This window comes from Microseira sp. BLCC-F43, assembly GCF_041929235.1.
Lineage (GTDB): Bacteria > Cyanobacteriota > Cyanobacteriia > Cyanobacteriales > Aerosakkonemataceae > Microseira.
The window spans coordinates 18,975-33,927 of the sequence record NZ_JBHFNP010000308.1; the positions used below are offsets into that span (position 1 = coordinate 18,975).

14 protein-coding genes are annotated in these 14,953 nt (G+C 46.7%); 8 read left to right on the forward strand and 6 right to left on the reverse strand.

Translation table 11 applies throughout. The annotated features are described in order from the left end of the window. Positions 1-88: 88 nt before the first annotated feature. Complete coding sequence (locus tag ACE1CM_RS41105) at positions 89-1,432, reverse strand: protein kinase (protein WP_374884947.1); 1,344 nt, start codon at positions 1,430-1,432, stop codon at positions 89-91. A 51-nt stretch (positions 1,433-1,483) separates the two neighbouring features. Here ACE1CM_RS41105 and ACE1CM_RS41110 point away from each other — a divergent pair, with 51 nt between their 5' ends. From ACE1CM_RS41110 to ACE1CM_RS41120, 3 genes are read left to right on the forward strand one after another with little or no spacing between them, the layout of a single operon-like run. Further along, positions 1,484-2,401: a shikimate dehydrogenase gene (locus ACE1CM_RS41110; RefSeq protein WP_374884949.1), complete on the forward strand. Its 918-nt coding sequence runs from the start codon at positions 1,484-1,486 to the stop codon at positions 2,399-2,401. Positions 2,402-2,407: 6 nt separating this feature from the next. Further along, on the forward strand, positions 2,408-2,812 hold the full coding sequence (locus ACE1CM_RS41115; RefSeq protein ID WP_374884950.1) for a hypothetical protein: 405 nt from the start codon (positions 2,408-2,410) through the stop codon (positions 2,810-2,812). Between the two features lie 6 nt (positions 2,813-2,818). Next, a complete protein-coding gene (locus tag ACE1CM_RS41120; protein WP_374884952.1) occupies positions 2,819-3,244 on the forward strand; it encodes an HNH endonuclease in 426 nt (141 codons plus the stop codon). A gap of 9 nt (positions 3,245-3,253) precedes the next feature. Here the strand turns inward: ACE1CM_RS41120 and ACE1CM_RS41125 are convergent, their stop codons facing one another. Further along, positions 3,254-4,474, reverse strand: a complete 1,221-nt coding sequence (locus tag ACE1CM_RS41125; RefSeq protein WP_374884954.1) for a DMT family transporter — start codon at positions 4,472-4,474, stop codon at positions 3,254-3,256. A 68-nt stretch (positions 4,475-4,542) separates the two neighbouring features. On the opposite strand from ACE1CM_RS41125, the gene ACE1CM_RS41130 reads away from it, so the two are divergent. Continuing rightward, positions 4,543-4,974: a hypothetical protein gene (locus ACE1CM_RS41130; RefSeq protein WP_374884955.1), complete on the forward strand. Its 432-nt coding sequence runs from the start codon at positions 4,543-4,545 to the stop codon at positions 4,972-4,974. A 205-nt stretch (positions 4,975-5,179) separates the two neighbouring features. Here the strand turns inward: ACE1CM_RS41130 and ACE1CM_RS41135 are convergent, their stop codons facing one another. The 3 genes from ACE1CM_RS41135 to upp form a co-directional block, all read right to left on the reverse strand. Then, positions 5,180-5,461, reverse strand: coding sequence for a YggT family protein (locus ACE1CM_RS41135; RefSeq protein ID WP_374884957.1), 282 nt, complete (start codon positions 5,459-5,461; stop codon positions 5,180-5,182). Positions 5,462-5,580: 119 nt separating this feature from the next. After that, on the reverse strand, positions 5,581-5,958 hold the full coding sequence (locus ACE1CM_RS41140) for a hypothetical protein (RefSeq protein WP_374884959.1): 378 nt from the start codon (positions 5,956-5,958) through the stop codon (positions 5,581-5,583). A 235-nt stretch (positions 5,959-6,193) separates the two neighbouring features. Continuing rightward, the gene (gene upp, locus ACE1CM_RS41145; protein ID WP_374884961.1) at positions 6,194-6,847 is read right to left on the reverse strand and encodes a uracil phosphoribosyltransferase; all 654 of its coding nucleotides are present in this window, start codon (positions 6,845-6,847) and stop codon (positions 6,194-6,196) included. A 377-nt stretch (positions 6,848-7,224) separates the two neighbouring features. Between upp and crtH the strand changes: the two genes are divergently transcribed. Together crtH and lepB are read left to right on the forward strand one after the other, a co-directional pair. Continuing rightward, positions 7,225-8,772 (forward strand): carotenoid isomerase, encoded by a 1,548-nt coding sequence (gene crtH, locus ACE1CM_RS41150; protein WP_374884963.1) that lies wholly within the window; start codon positions 7,225-7,227, stop codon positions 8,770-8,772. Between the two features lie 597 nt (positions 8,773-9,369). Continuing rightward, entirely contained in the window at positions 9,370-9,972 is a 603-nt protein-coding gene (gene lepB, locus ACE1CM_RS41155; RefSeq protein ID WP_374884970.1) for a signal peptidase I, read from the forward strand. A 159-nt stretch (positions 9,973-10,131) separates the two neighbouring features. Here lepB and ACE1CM_RS41160 read toward each other — a convergent pair whose 3' ends face one another. Further along, a complete protein-coding gene (locus tag ACE1CM_RS41160) occupies positions 10,132-10,578 on the reverse strand; it encodes a hypothetical protein (protein ID WP_374884965.1) in 447 nt (148 codons plus the stop codon). A gap of 204 nt (positions 10,579-10,782) precedes the next feature. Between ACE1CM_RS41160 and ACE1CM_RS41165 the strand changes: the two genes are divergently transcribed. Together ACE1CM_RS41165 and ACE1CM_RS41170 are read left to right on the forward strand one after the other, a co-directional pair. Continuing rightward, the gene (locus tag ACE1CM_RS41165) at positions 10,783-12,003 is read left to right on the forward strand and encodes a hypothetical protein (RefSeq protein ID WP_374884966.1); all 1,221 of its coding nucleotides are present in this window, start codon (positions 10,783-10,785) and stop codon (positions 12,001-12,003) included. A gap of 1,517 nt (positions 12,004-13,520) precedes the next feature. Beyond that, the coding region (locus ACE1CM_RS41170; protein WP_374884968.1) for a DUF4347 domain-containing protein at positions 13,521-14,953 on the forward strand (1,433 nt) is incomplete at its 3' end.

A 14,953-nucleotide genomic window follows, 5' to 3' on the forward strand; every position in this document is an offset into this window, starting at 1 on the left:
TGCTAATATAGCATTTTTACCAATCTCGCCATTAGCCATTAGCCATTAGCTGCTACTTGAGTTAATTATTTGTGAGTTCACCTGCCAATTATCTTCCTATTGAACCTAACCATACAAATACAATCAAACCAATCCACAACAAGCAAAATAATAAAAGTCCTATCAGGACAAAACTAACAATTGCCCACGCTCTTTGATGGGCACGAAAAGCAGCAACGCTTTCCCACTTGCGACTTTTCCAAGCCCATTCGTTGCCTTTAACGCCTAGAATAAATCCCATCGCCAACCAAGGCAGCGCTAAAGACATTATCAAAGTTGGGTCAGTCCAAGCAAGCAGTCCAATCCAAACGCGATTGGTGATACACCAAACACCCGGTAGCAGAAAAGCACCCCAATTCCAACCTTGAATTTCCGGCGGCACTTTCAGCGAATTATCTAATAGCGCCCCTTGCCCGGAATTGTTAGTAAATATAGTTTTGATTTCAGATACGCCAACTGGTTCTGGTTTCTTTGGCGGGACAGGTTCGTCTTCAGAATAGTCGATGCTGGAATATTTTGAAGGTGCTACAACTCCACCTGATTCTAGTATTTGTAAGATTTCATCTGCGGATTGAAACCGCTTGGCAGGTTGGTTTGCTAACATGCGATTGAGAATTCGCCGCGTTTGATAACTGACGCTTAGCTGTTTCTCCCAAATCCACTCCATTGTATGGGGGTCAATTAAATCTTGGGGTTGTTTACCTGTCATTAAAACAACAGCAGTAACGCCCAAAGCGTATAAATCGCTATAAGGTGCGACATGTCCCAATCGCATTTGCTCGTCTGGCGCATAGCCAAGTTTACCCAAACGGGTGTTAGTGCTGCTAGTGTGTCCTCCAGCTAGCTGATAAGCTACATTCATCGCTATTTGCTTGACGCCACCCAAATCAATTAAAACGGGAAGCAAGTCATGCGATCGCAAGATAATATTATCCGGAGAGATATCGCGGTGAACCACGCCGCTGCGATGCAGATAGCTTAAGACGGGGAGTAAATCTCGCAACAGTTGCATAATTTCTGCTTCGCTAAAGCTCGCGCCGCGTCCGGTTCGCTGCTTTAATAAAGAATGGTAGGTTTCGCCTGCAATATAATCTTGGGCTAAAAACAGCCGTTTCTCTTGGCGAAAGAATTCCCAAAACCGGGGAATTTGGGGATGATTGAGTTTGTAGAGAATTGCCGCTTCTCGCTCAAACAGTTCTTCTGCTTTTTGCAAGCTAGTAGTACCTTGGGCAAAGGGCGTCAGTTCTTTAATCGCGACGGGTTCGTTGAAACGCCCGATATCTTGAGCCAGGTAGGTGACGCCAAACCCTCCCTGTCCTAAAACCCGCTCAATTATATAGCGATCGCGTAACCTAGTCCCCGGTGGCAATACCCCCGCTTCCAGCGTACTCATAAAATCCCCTTTCCCCTGACCCCATTGCTTACTCTATTCAGTATTAGGAATATGATTACAGGTAAAACTAAATTACTAGGCATCATTGGTTATCCAGTTGAGCATTCCCTCTCACCAGTGATGCAAAATGCCGCCCTCGCCCATATGGGGCTAGATTATGTTTACGTACCTTTTCCCATAAAACCGGAAAATTTGCAACAAGCGATCGCCAGCTTCACCGCTATCGATAACCTCGTTGGCTTTAACGTCACCATTCCCCATAAGCAAGCAATTATCCCTCTATTATCTGAAGTATCGCCCATTGCTCAAGCTGTAGGAGCCGTCAACACCGTTTGGCGTACCGAAAATGGTTGGAGTGGCACAAATACCGATGTGGAAGGATTTCTCGCGCCGTTAAAGAACCTCTCCCCCCTACCCCCTCTCCTGATAGAGGAGAGGGGGAGTCAGAATCTTTCCGCCAGTAATTGGCATCAGACTACAGCCGTAATTTTAGGCTATGGTGGCGCGGCGCGGGCAGTGGTGGCGGGTTGTGCTTCTTTGGGTTGTGCAAACATAATTGTTGTTGGTCGCGACGAGCAGAAATTAAACTATTTTTTAGATAGTTGGCGCAATTCAAAGTTAATCGATAAACTCACGGTCCATACCTGGCAAAAGTTCCCAGAATTGCTTTCTAATGCCGATTTATTGGTGAATACAACTCCCGTGGGCATGTATCCACACGTGGATGTATCACCCGTCACCAGGGAAGAAATGGATTTGTTGCCAAAGGGAGCGATCGCATACGACCTAATTTATACACCCAACCCGACTCAGTTTCTCAGATTAGCGCAAGAAAGGGGAGCGATCGCCATTGATGGTTTAGAAATGCTGGTGCAACAAGGTGCATCTGCCTTAAGAATTTGGTTGCAGCAGCAAGATGTCCCAGTAGACATAATGCGTCAATCTTTACGACAGCACTTAGGGTTATAAACGGATATGCCAGTTGAAACTGTTACACTGCAAATTCCCGAAATTATCTATCAACGCTTGGTTAACACTGCTGTTGCTACCGGGCGATCGCTTGAAGAAGTTATCCTCCAGGCTATAAAAGTCGGGAGTCCTCCCACCTGGGATGATGTACCCGAAGAATTTCAAGCTGATATTGCCGCTTTAGACAAACTCGATGACAATGCATTGTGGCAGATTTTCCATAGCCGAAAAACAGCATCTGACATGGAGCGATACAACATTTTACTTGAGCGCAATTCTAACGTTACGCTAACTGAAACAGAACGATTAGAATTGATGGCACTGCGCCACGAAGCCGATCTTTTTATGCTACGTAAAGCCCAAGCATCTGTATTACTCCGCTGGCGGGGGCATGTTGTACCAAACCCCTGAATTTTTGTGTCTACCTATATTTCTGATAGTTTACGAACTCGAATTGAAGAAACCGATCGTCGGCGTTGCTGTTATTGTTTGACAAGCGAAGCCAACAGCGGAATTCCTATGACATTCGATCATATTCAACCTGTCTCTAAAGGTGGAGAGACTACCTTTGAAAATCTTTGTTTGGCTTGTCGTTCTTGCAACGAATTTAAGAGCGATTCTACAGAAGCTACTGACCCTTTAACTGGGGAAATTGTACCTTTATTTAATCCACGCACTCAAAGATGGCTTGACCACTTTGGATGGAGTCCTGATGGCACAAGAGTTGAAGGTCTAAATGCCGTAGGTCGAGCTACAATTGTTTGTTGGCGAATGAATAACCCAGTAATTATTGTAGCTCGGAGTCGTTGGACGCTCGGAGGCTGGCATCCTCCTACAGACTAATTGGGCAAGTTAAACCCCTTTAAAACCCACTTCTCCATCCATATCTTTAACTTGGGATAGCGCCCTTTCTTGAACGCGCGATCGCATATTTCCCATCTGAGTTAAAACAATCCCAACTAAGATGGCGCTACCTCCCACATATTGTGCAAACGTGGGGGCTTCTCCTAAAATCAAAAAAGCCGCACAAATTCCTGCTACCGGGCTAAAAGAGCTAGCCAGAGACACTTCAGAGGCGCTAGAACTTTTCAAACCCGTATACCAACACAACTGTCCACCCACGATAATTACAGCGCCGTAGACGAGCATCCACTGCCACAGAAAAGGCGAAAAGACATCCATAAAATGCCCCGCTCCGTATAATGCGATCGCTGCCACAAAGAAAACAACCGCCCCCATCGCCGTCCTAAAAATAGAGAATATTCCCAAAGGTACTTGACGCAGACTCGCTCTACTGATACTTGTAGAAACCGCTAAAGAAATCGCAGCGATCGCTGCGAGTAATTCCCCCTGCCCAATCTCCATTCCACCCCCCATACTCACCATATTTTCACTTGGTTTTTGCAGCAATATCGTCAGCGCCACACCGATAAACGATACCACTGCACCGCCTACCACCCAAGAATTCACTCTTTCTCGCAACAACCAAACTGATAATGCCAAAACTAAAGGCGGTTCCAACCGTCCGATTAAAACTACATTATTAACCGTTGTTAAAGAAAGTGCCGAAAAAGTTAAAGCAGGACTCAACGTTCCTCCCAGAATAGTCACGGCAATCAAACTGATCCAGTTTTTCTTTGAAATTTGTTTGAGGGAATTAGCATTCCACTGTGGGCGTAAAATAGGAACCAAAACCAACAACGCGCATAAATTTCCCACAAACAATACATTGCAGAAAGAGATGGGATTGCGACCATCAATTAAATTCTGCGCTCCCAATTGCGTTAGCCTACGGATAATCGGATTAGCAGCCGCAAAAATCAGGATAGCAAGCAATAAATAAGCTTGTCCGGGAATTCGACCGATTAATTTCATCGCGTTTCCCCTTGTCTGAATTAAGTTGATTGCCAGAATTTTACCCAAAAATTGTCCCTCGTAGATTATCCCAGTTATACCAAATCCGGTTCGACAACCCCTATAATCTTCTTCCTCTTCTTCTTGGCGTTCTTGGCGTCTTGGCGGTTCGTTTAAAAAAGGCATTATCGAACCGTATATAATTGCAAATCTAAGCACAATGACTCCCTCCAGCGGTAAGCTGAGGGAATGAAGAAGCGTGCAACAAGCAATTTTTGGTGTAAATTATGCGGTTTCGAGCCTTCAGTGTATTTCTGCTGTCCTGTGCGATCGCAATTATCAGCTGGGTAGAAGCGCCACCTGCTTGGGCGTTAACCCCAATCAAGCTGTATGACCTTTCTTACCATGACTGTCCGCCCGAAGTGGCACAAGGGTCAGTCGTCAGCGGTTCTGTCAAGCGTGCTAACTGCTTTATCATCGCTGGCAAAGCTGAAAATACATCGGGTAAATATATCTATAACGCCGATATTTTCGGTCGCGTCTACGATGCCAATAACGATACGGTAATGCAAAATCGCAATCGTTTAGGTTCTATTGAGGAAGTACCACCCGGAGTCAGCGATTTTGAATTTAGAATTTCTGTCGCCGCCACTCAGCCAACGCCTTTAAAATTGAAGCAGTTTAAAGCATCTGGATTTGCAGGCAAAGTGCGTCGTTAGCTGAATTGCTGGCTGTAGGGAACATTCTACAATCTTTGGTAGAAATCAAATTTAGGGCGGGTTTTACCAACCAATTCGTGGAACTAGGAAATATCTCGTTAAACCCGCCCCTACAAAACCAGGGGCACGGCATTCGACAATCTTTGATAGAAAATGGGACGCCGTGCCCCTAGAAAACCAGTTCAAATTCGACAATGACTAATGACTAAAACACTACCGCTCTTTGCAGGCTAGCGAGTAGGGAAGAAACCAAATTGAGCAGCAGAATTGCCAAAATGGGGGAAAAGTCCATGCCGCCCAATGGAGGAATAAATGAGCGGAAGATATTCAGGTAAGGATCGGTTAGCTGGGCGAGGATAGAAAACGGCGGATCGTACCAGTTGACATTGGGGAACCAGGTTAACAGAATCCTAATAATCAGCAGAACCGAATAAATCTGCAAGAACTGAGCAAGCGTAGTAATTAGCAGTACAACTGCGGTATCCATGATTGTTCTGTACTTTTTGCGGAGTTTGGCGAGGCTATTGACTTTTGACTTTAATTTAACCGATCTGTGGCGATCGCGGATCGGTAATCGGATCGGTTACAGAGGCAGGATGTGTCAATTTAGGCGTCTCTGGAGAGAGCGCGGTCACGCAGTGTGGCGCTAGCCGTATCGCTCGTCCCCAAGGTAGAATTTCCATTTACTTTAGCCAGTTGCTGGCGAGCTTCGTCAATTGTCTGATTCAATTGAGCGATTTTCTCTTCCAAGCTGCGGCGAGCCATTTCTATCCTTTGTTCGGATGCACCTGGTTCGATCTGACGTTTCTTCCCTTTCTCCGGTTTAATCTCAGGTGGGGTTTCATCAACGATCGGGGTTTTGGCTTCGTCGGTTTCCTGGTGGTTGATTCTGGAAACTAGCATTGCTCCCAGCACCCCGCCGACTATCCCGCCAAACACCGATCCGGCGATAAAACCCGCTGCAAAATTATCACGCTGACTCATAACAATGCCTGGATTTTAGATTTTGGAAAATGGATTCAATTTCACCGCCTCTGTTCCCAGCTTACCTGGTGGCAGTTCCAGTTGCCTACTTGGGATGGGGAAGAAGACGTGGGGACGCAAAGACGCTAAGGACGCGGGGAGGCTGCATACGAGGAAGTAGAAGTAATTTCTTCCCCATTTTCATCATTTCCCGCGTCTTTGCGTCTCCCCGTCAGAGCGTCCTCTTCCCCCTGCCCTAAAAAGTGCCAAACGTGCGATCGCCCGCATCTCCTAATCCGGGGATAATATAACCTTGGCTATTCAATCCCTCGTCTATAATCGCCGTGTAGATATTCAAGCTCGGATAGGCAACGCTGAGTTTTTGCAACGCTGGGGGAGCCGCCACCACTGAAATAATCCTCACCAGCGATGCATCGATGCCGCGAAAAGTCAACTCCTCCATCGCCTTCATAATTGTCCCGCCCGTTGCCAACATCGGATCGGTAATTAAAACCCGCGTTTGGGGGTCAAACTTCTCTGGAAAGGGATTCAGATAACAAGTAGGTTCTAGCGTCTTCTCATCCCGCACTATCCCCAGGTGGTATATCGATGCATTCGGCAGTACAGTTTGCGCCCCTTCTAACAATCCCAGTCCTGCCCGTAAAATTGGCACTGCTACCACCGGCACTTCTGGGTCAATAAACGTTGCCGGACATTCAGACAATGGTGACTGCACCGTTGTCTCGATGGTTGGCAACCATTCCCGCGCCGCCTCATAAGTCAGCCAGCGTCCCAATTCTTTGATGGCGCTTTTAAACAGTGCCGGTGGTGTCCCCGCATCGCGGGCAACGCCTAACCAGTGCTTGATTAAAGGATGAGGAGGCACGTAGACACGTAACTGCAAAGTCATGAAAATTTTGGGTTTTGGATTGCTAAGTGGGCGGGTGTTGTTGGCGAAACGCGAAGGATGCCAGTTCCAAGCCTTGAATAATCATAAAACCTCGCGGTATCCAATCAAACGCTGCCCTTCGTTCCTCTTGCCTCTCCCCAACCCCGACTAATTGAAAAATTTTCCCAATTGTATTGACACTGATTATCAACAAGGTTATATTGTTTTTAGTGTTCTCCTCTCTCGTGTTCTTCTCTGTGAGGAACGGCAGACGGGCTCGGTCAGCAGTTAGCGGCTGGAGTCCGTATTTTTTTTGGCAGGCTTTGGGGGCGAGAGCGTAAGCTCAATCGCAAGCGTTACACTGGAAAATCAGAAATTTATTCTAGACGGCTGACTCCATGCCTTCCGTATCGAACAACTCACAGGTGTTTTCTGCTCAAACTCAATCAACTGCGTCAGAGTTTGATGCGATCGTAATTGGCTCTGGTATTGGAGGGCTGGTGACGGCAACCCAACTGGCGGCGAAGGGTGCTAAAGTGCTGGTGCTGGAAGGATATCTCATCCCAGGGGGTAGTGCGGGTTACTTTGAACGGGAGGGGTATCGGTTTGATGTAGGTGCGTCGATGATTTTTGGCTTTGGCGACAAAGGCACTACCAATCTTCTCACTCGCGCCCTTCAAGCTGTAAATGTCACTTTGGAAACTATTCCCGATCCGGTACAAATTCACTACCACCTCCCCGATGGTTTAAATCTGAGAGTGCATCGGAATTATGAGAAATTTTTGCAAGAACTAATTGAAAAGTTTCCGCAAGAACGCCACGGCATCCGCCAATTTTACGACGAGTGCTGGGAGGTGTTCAACTGTCTGAACGCAATGGAGTTGCTGTCTTTAGAAGAACCGCGATATCTGACGCGGGTGTTTTTCCAGCATCCGGGAGCTTGTTTGGGATTGGTGAAATACTTGCCCCAAAATGCGGGTGAAGTCGCCCGCAAATACATTAAAGACCCAATTTTGCTGAAATTTATCGATATTGAATGCTATTGTTGGTCGGTTGTCCCAGCAGATATGACGCCGATGATTAATGCCGGAATGGTATTTTCCGACCGACATTACGGCGGAATTAATTACCCCAAAGGGGGGGTCGGTCAAATTGCCCTCAAATTAGTCGAAGGACTGGAAAAAGCAGGGAGTCAAATTCAGTACAAAGCCAGGGTAACCAAGATTGTAACTGAAGAGGGAAAAGCAGTAGGCGTCCAGCTGGCTACGGGGGAAGTTTATCGGGCAAAGCGGATTGTTTCCAACGCCACGCGCTGGGATACTTTTGAGAAACTATTGCCACGAGAAGACATGCCTGTTGCTGAGAAGAAATGGCAAAAACGCTATCAAAAATCGCCGAGTTTTTTGAGTTTGCATTTAGGGGTCGAGGCCAGCGTTCTGCCCTTGGGTACGGAGTGCCATCACATTGTACTGGAAGACTGGGACAAGATGGAGGCACCAGAAGGGACGATTTTTATTTCAATTCCCACGCTGCTTGACCCGACTTTAGCACCCGAAGGTTATCACATTCTGCACGTATTTACACCCAGTTGGGTGGATGATTGGCAGGGAATGTCGCCGGATGAGTACGAGGAGAAAAAGGAAGAGGCTGCTGGAAGAATTATCGAAAGATTGGAGACAATTTTCCCCGGTTTAGATGCCGGATTGGATTATATGGAAGTGGGGACGCCCCGCACCCATCGCCGCTATTTGGGACGAGTAGATGGCAGTTATGGGCCAATTCCTCGCCGCAAGTTAATGGGGTTGTTGGGAATGCCGTTTAATCGTACATCAATTCCCGGTTTGTATTGCGTGGGAGATAGTACGTTTCCCGGTCAAGGTTTAAATGCGGTGGCGTTTTCTGGTTTCGCTTGCGCTCATCGGATTGCGGTAGATTTGGGTTTGTAGGGATATTGGTAGCTCGATATGTTATTATCGAGCTACTTTTTGCTAATAGAAACATAGGTAATTATGAATAGCACAGAGCGTGGTAAAGAGCCTTGGCTTGCCGTAAATTTATCAATGCTTTTTCCGGGAATTGGACAGATATATGCGGGTAATGTAGGGCGCGGCATCGGTTTGATAATTTCTTACATTTTATTAATTGGTATTGCAGGATGGTTATTCTTTAGCCCCACGGGTGATATAGGAATAAGTTTCATTTTATTGCTTTCTACTGTAGTAGTTAATATTTGGAATCTGTTTGATGCTCATCGATGTGCAAGAAAGGCAAATAATCGCAGCTTTGAAGCATTGAGGAAAACCAGTAAAGACCCTTGGCTGGCTGTATTCCTTTCAAGAATTATCCCTGGATTAGGTCACATTTATATCGGAAAATTTTTTATAGGTGCTTTGTTATGTACGATGTATGTGCTTTCAATCCTTGCTCTGGCTCCATTAGTTGGGGGTAGAATTATGGGAATTATAAATTTTATGATTTCTCATTTTGTGGCTTATCACGCTTATATTGCTGCACCTGTTCGTAGGGAAAGATCTAGAAGCCTTATCATAAAGATTTTGGCTCTATTAATTATCGTTCCTCTATTAATTTCGGCTATTCCAGCATTTTTGATTAGAACTTTTGTGGCAGAAGCTCGCTATATTCCATCGGGATCGATGCTTCCTACATTGCAAATTAACGATCGCTTGATTATCGACAAGCTGAATTACCGCTTTCAAGAGCCACAGCGGGGAGATATTGTGGTGTTTATGGCTCCTGAGAAAGCTGCCGCTTGTTTCGGTAGCTTTTCTACCTCCGACCCAAACGATAGTTGGTCGAACTCGCCTACAGATATAACAAAGCCTAGCAATCCCAAATTGCGGAATGCCTTTATTCAGCGAATTATTGGGCTACCTGGAGACAAAGTAGAGATTAAGGGAGAGCAGGTTTATATTAACAATCAAACGTTGCAGGAAAAGTATATTGAATCGCCTCCAAATTACCAGTTTGGCCCTGTTACCGTGCCTGCTAAGTCTTATTTAGTATTGGGTGACAACCGCAACAATAGCTGCGATAGTCATTTCTGGGGGCCTGTTCCTCGTGAGAATATTATTGGTAAAGCGACAAAGAGATTTTGGCCTTATGAGCGCATAGGGCGGGTTGAATAAACTTCTGCAATAAAGAAACTCAAGGGCGGGCAGAATGCCCACCCCACAAGAGTGAAGCGAAACCCAGCACAAAGAACGCAGAGGAAAGAGAAAAGAAGAGGTAAGTTGTTGGTAAATCAGGATACTCGATACCTCCAATTACCAATTACCAATTACCAATTACCTAAACGGATTGCGATTTTGGGGAAAGATGCGTCCAAATAAGGGTAAAGCTGTTCTGAGGGGCTGGCCTTTTTTGGCTTTCATGTCGGCTTCTAAGGTACGCTCGTAAGCGATCGCGCTTTCGGTTCCTTGTTCTTCGGATAGGATGACTAAGGCTTGGGCGAGACGGCGGGCGGCTTCGTTGCGATCGCCCCGCGTCATGGCACGATCTGCTAATGCGATCGCTTGCTCTACCCCCGGAACGCGCTCTGGTCGTCTGATTGTACCATTGGCGATCGCGCGTTCAAAGTTGGCTCTATAAGGCGTACATGTCGTGGGAGTGCAGCTTCTTGTCTGTTTGGTGGCGGTGTTGTTAGCGGGTATCGTCATCCCAGCTTCTGTGAGGCTGATTCCAGCTACTAGGACGGTGAGTAGGATTAAAAGCTCGCGCAGTGTACTTTTCATAGGTCTATGTTGAAGAGGACGCGGAGAGTGGGGGACGCGGGGACGCGGAGAGGGGGAGATGAGGAAGACAAGAAAGAATTCTTCCCCATCTTCATTCTCCACGTCTCCCTTTCTCGGCGTCTTTGCGTCTTCTTGGTCAGTTTCGGTAATAACATTTCTTTATCGTGAATTTACATATATATAGTAGGGAAAAAGGCAACGGCTGTGACTGTTGAAGAAATTGACCAATTGTTAGCCGACTGGAAGCAGAAAATTGACCTAGCAAGTCAAAATCTTATAGACTTACACGAACTTCCAACTTACCAGCGGCTGTGCGGTGTTTCCGGTTTCCCTCCCGTACAGCTAGCGGGAATAACTTTGGCGCGGGTGACGCCTGCGTTGGAGGCGATGAACGAGTTGTTTCAACATTTCGACTTGCTGATTAAAACAATTAATCAAGCAACCGAATTGCGAAAGCAACTATCTCCGTTATGGGTATCCGAGGTGAAAGTTAAAGAAATCGAACAAATTTTAACAGGAACTTCGATCCAATTGGCGGTTGTGCAAATTCCCCTGGCACAAAGGGGACTGCTGAGTGTGGCGCAAACTGCGAATGCGATCGCGCCCCTCGAACTCCTCGCTGCAATGACCAGCGCCTTCGATGTGGCAAAAAATGCCGTTTTAGAGGTAGATGCAGCTTGGATGCGCTTAGAAGCCGAGCTAGCTGCCTCTGAAGCCGAAATTGTATCCCTGCAACGGTTAGCAGACTCGCTAGGAGAAAGTTCTGTGGGCGAATTATCGGCGGCGCGGCAAAAAATTAATGGGTTGCGCGACAAGATTGAAAGCGATCCGTTGGGAGTTAGCGCCAATTTTGCTCGGGAAATTAAACCGCTGATTTTGCGGGTGAAAGCGACGTTGGAAGAGTCGGTAAGACAGCAGAATCAGATGAGGGAAAAGTTTGCTTGCGCCCATCATCTCCTCTCCCAATTAAGCGAACTTAACCGCCAAGCGGAAACCGCGTTGAGGGAAAGTGAGGAAAAGATCGCCGACCATTCAACCTGGCAAACGCCTTTAGATCCCGCGCAGATAGAGGCTTTGAGTCAATGGCTGACCAGACTGGAAACTAAATTTGGGGAAAATATTTTAAATTCGATTCGGATTGGTCTGGAAAACTGGACAGCCAAAGTGAAGGAATATATAGCTAAAGAGGAAAGAGCCTACGCAGCCAACAAAGCTCCTCTAGAATTAAGAGCAGAATTGCGCGGACGACTCGACGCCCTCCAAGCCAAAGCCCTAGCGCGGGGACTAGCAGAAAATGCTATTCTCTCCCAGATCGGGGCTGATGCCAAGCGGCTATTATATACTCGACCAACTCCTTTAGATAAAGCCGCCCAGTTGGTCGCCCAATATGAGCAAGAACTAAACCGAAAGCCTTATATAAAGTAGGGGCGAGGATAACCTCGCTCTTACTTGTTTTGAGCCTGATTCCCAAAAGCTCAAAAGCCCAACAGCCCAACAGCCCAACAGCCCAACAGCCCAAAAGCCCAACAGCCCAAAAGCCCAACAGCCCAAAAGCCCAACAGCCCAACAGCCCAAAAGCCCAACAGCCCAAAAGCCCAACAGCCCAAAAGCCCAACAGCCCGCCAGGGGTTTAAACCCCTGGCTAATAGCTAAAGTCCGTTGAAACGGACTGAAGATAGGAGAAAATTAGTCGGTTTTAACCGACTTAAGCTACTCGCCTGGGAAATTTATTTCCGGGCGGGGGGGGAGCGAGAGAGAGGCGTTTGGAACTAACTGACAGAAAGCATCGAGCGATGGGACACTCGTTCTTCTCATATCATGTCCGCTCGGCTAAGGTAGCGTTAGGCTTAGGGTGAGCAGGTGGGATCTTGTGCAGGTGGGAGGGAAAAAACTGTGTTTCGCACAATTAACTATATACAACTGATGCCACCGGACATGATATCACCTGTCCCGCAGCCATTATAGGTTGGCGCGATCGCCATCGGTGAGGCCAGGGAATCTTTAGTATAAAACCATACATATTTTCCTAAGGGCAAAGTATCTGTGCTTGGGAAAGGCGAAGGTGCGATTGAATTTGAACTCTTAGTTATGTATCTGATGGTACTTGAATGCGATTGCTTAGGTTTTCAGCACCGTGAGTTTGAAGAGGTCGCACTGGACACAGGGACGCTCGCTCTGCGGGGAAACCCCATGCCTAAAGTCAAGGGATTCCAACCAGGAAGAAATTTTTCCTTTTAGCGCGTTTAAATTCGGGAGGGCTGCTAGACCAGGTGCTTCGATCCTGAGCAGGGTCGCTCTCCCCATCTCCCCATCTCCCCATCTCCCCATCTCCCCATCACCCCATCTGGGCGTCTTCTTGGTCAGCGATCGCACTCACCAACCAATGATTGACCATATTCATACGGAGATAACCTCCGAGGGGGGTTATATGAAGAACATGTAAAGCTTATATAAATTTTATGTAAAAATTAACGCAATTAAAACTAACATACTTAACTGCTGGTATATTTTTTACAGACAAACGGTTTTCAAAGAGAAAAACATGGAACGCGATTAAAATCGGGTGCTAATACTAAATACATCTCTATATGGTTGGTAAATCCTGGCATTTATCACTCGCTGGTGATTGGCATTCCTATGCAGAAGTATGTGTGAATTAATGGCAGGAATATAGGGTAACCCGTGCGATTGATCCTGTTTTTTGTGTTTCAACTTTCTCTCGAAAGCAAATTTTGTTGAGTAAGTAACTGTGGAAAAGTAACTTGCTCGACAACGCTGTCTCAAAATCCAGAGTTATTTAAGTAACGCCTGGTGAAAGCAAGAAAATCGTTGTTCCGAAAGCATGAGTGCGTTTTGGAATAGAGATTTGCGTAGTTTTTAGCCTGACAGAAGTGAGTCTGAAAGGTTGTCGATATCTATTGGTTGGAAAGGAAAAATTGGTCATGACAGTTAACGCAATCGGCGCAATCAAATCAGAACAATCCTTGATGCAAGGCATAGCATCGCTCGATTTCGCACAGATTAATTACCCATCATTAGTCGTATTTGATAGCCGCGTGCAGGATTTAGACATCCTTTATAATGCACTGGTGCCTGGAGCGATCGCCTACACCATCAACCCACAGGATGATGCCCTAGAGGTAATTACGCGGTTGTTAGCGGTAACGGGAGCCAAACGATTAGCGATCGCAGCGCACGGCGCTCCTGGGGTAGTTCATATCGGTGCAAAACCCTTGAATGGGGAACAATTGCAGTCGAGAGCAGCACTGTTACAAGAATGGTGCGTTGAAGAAATAGCCCTCTATAGCTGCGAAGTCGGAGCAGAGCATCAATTCATAGCAGAATTAGAACATCTGACAGGAGCAACAGTTGCCGCAGCAACGGGAAAAGTAGGTGCTATACAACAAGGTGGAACTTGGCAATTAACCAACAACAAGACAACCTACTTTGATACTGCCAAGCTAGTTGGCTATTCAGAAGTTTTAGCAATCACCTCTGAAACCTTGAATGGAATTGGCAGCGATGGGATCATCAACTCATCAGAAACTAACTTTACCATCGCAGGGAATGCTAACTCAGTTGGTGGAAGTAACAATCAAGGTGCTAAGTTTCTCCTAGCCATATACAGTGGCAATACGCTTTTGTACTGGCAGATTGCCGAACCAGCATCGACAAGTGGAACCAACGCAACTTATAGTTTCTCGGTTAATCTGAATACCATACTGGATAGTCAGATTAATAACTATCAAAATTCCCTTCAATTCAAGGTTTATCAGGGGAATGGTGATAACGGTTCGGGTAGTCTGAATACAACTACGAATACCTCTCCATCTGCCCCAACCTTTAACTTCTTGAGGAGTGGTGGCCAAACAACACTCACTCCCTCAACTACTACAGGACTATTTACTCCCATCTCTAGTGCAACCCTCGACACCATTGCACCAACCACACCAACGATTACAAGTGTCGCTGATGATGTTGCTCCAGTGATTGGAACAGTTGCCAACGGAGGCAGCACTAACGATACAGTTCTGGTACTCAACGGCACAGCAGAAGCCAACAGCACCGTCACCTTGTTCAATGGTGCAACCCAACTCGGCACAGCAACAACCAATGGGAGTGGGAACTGGACATTCACCACGGCCACGCTAACCGACGGTACAACCTACAGCTTTACAGCGAGAAGCACCGATACCGCAGGTAACAGCAGCAATAGCAGTGCTTACAGCGTCACCGTAGACACGACAGCACCGACAGCGGGCACTTTATCCCTCACCAGCTTCAGCGATACAGGTAGCAGCAGCAGCGACAGCATTACCAACGACAACAGCTTCGACCTGAGTCTGGCGGGGAACGAATCCGGTGCCAACATTGC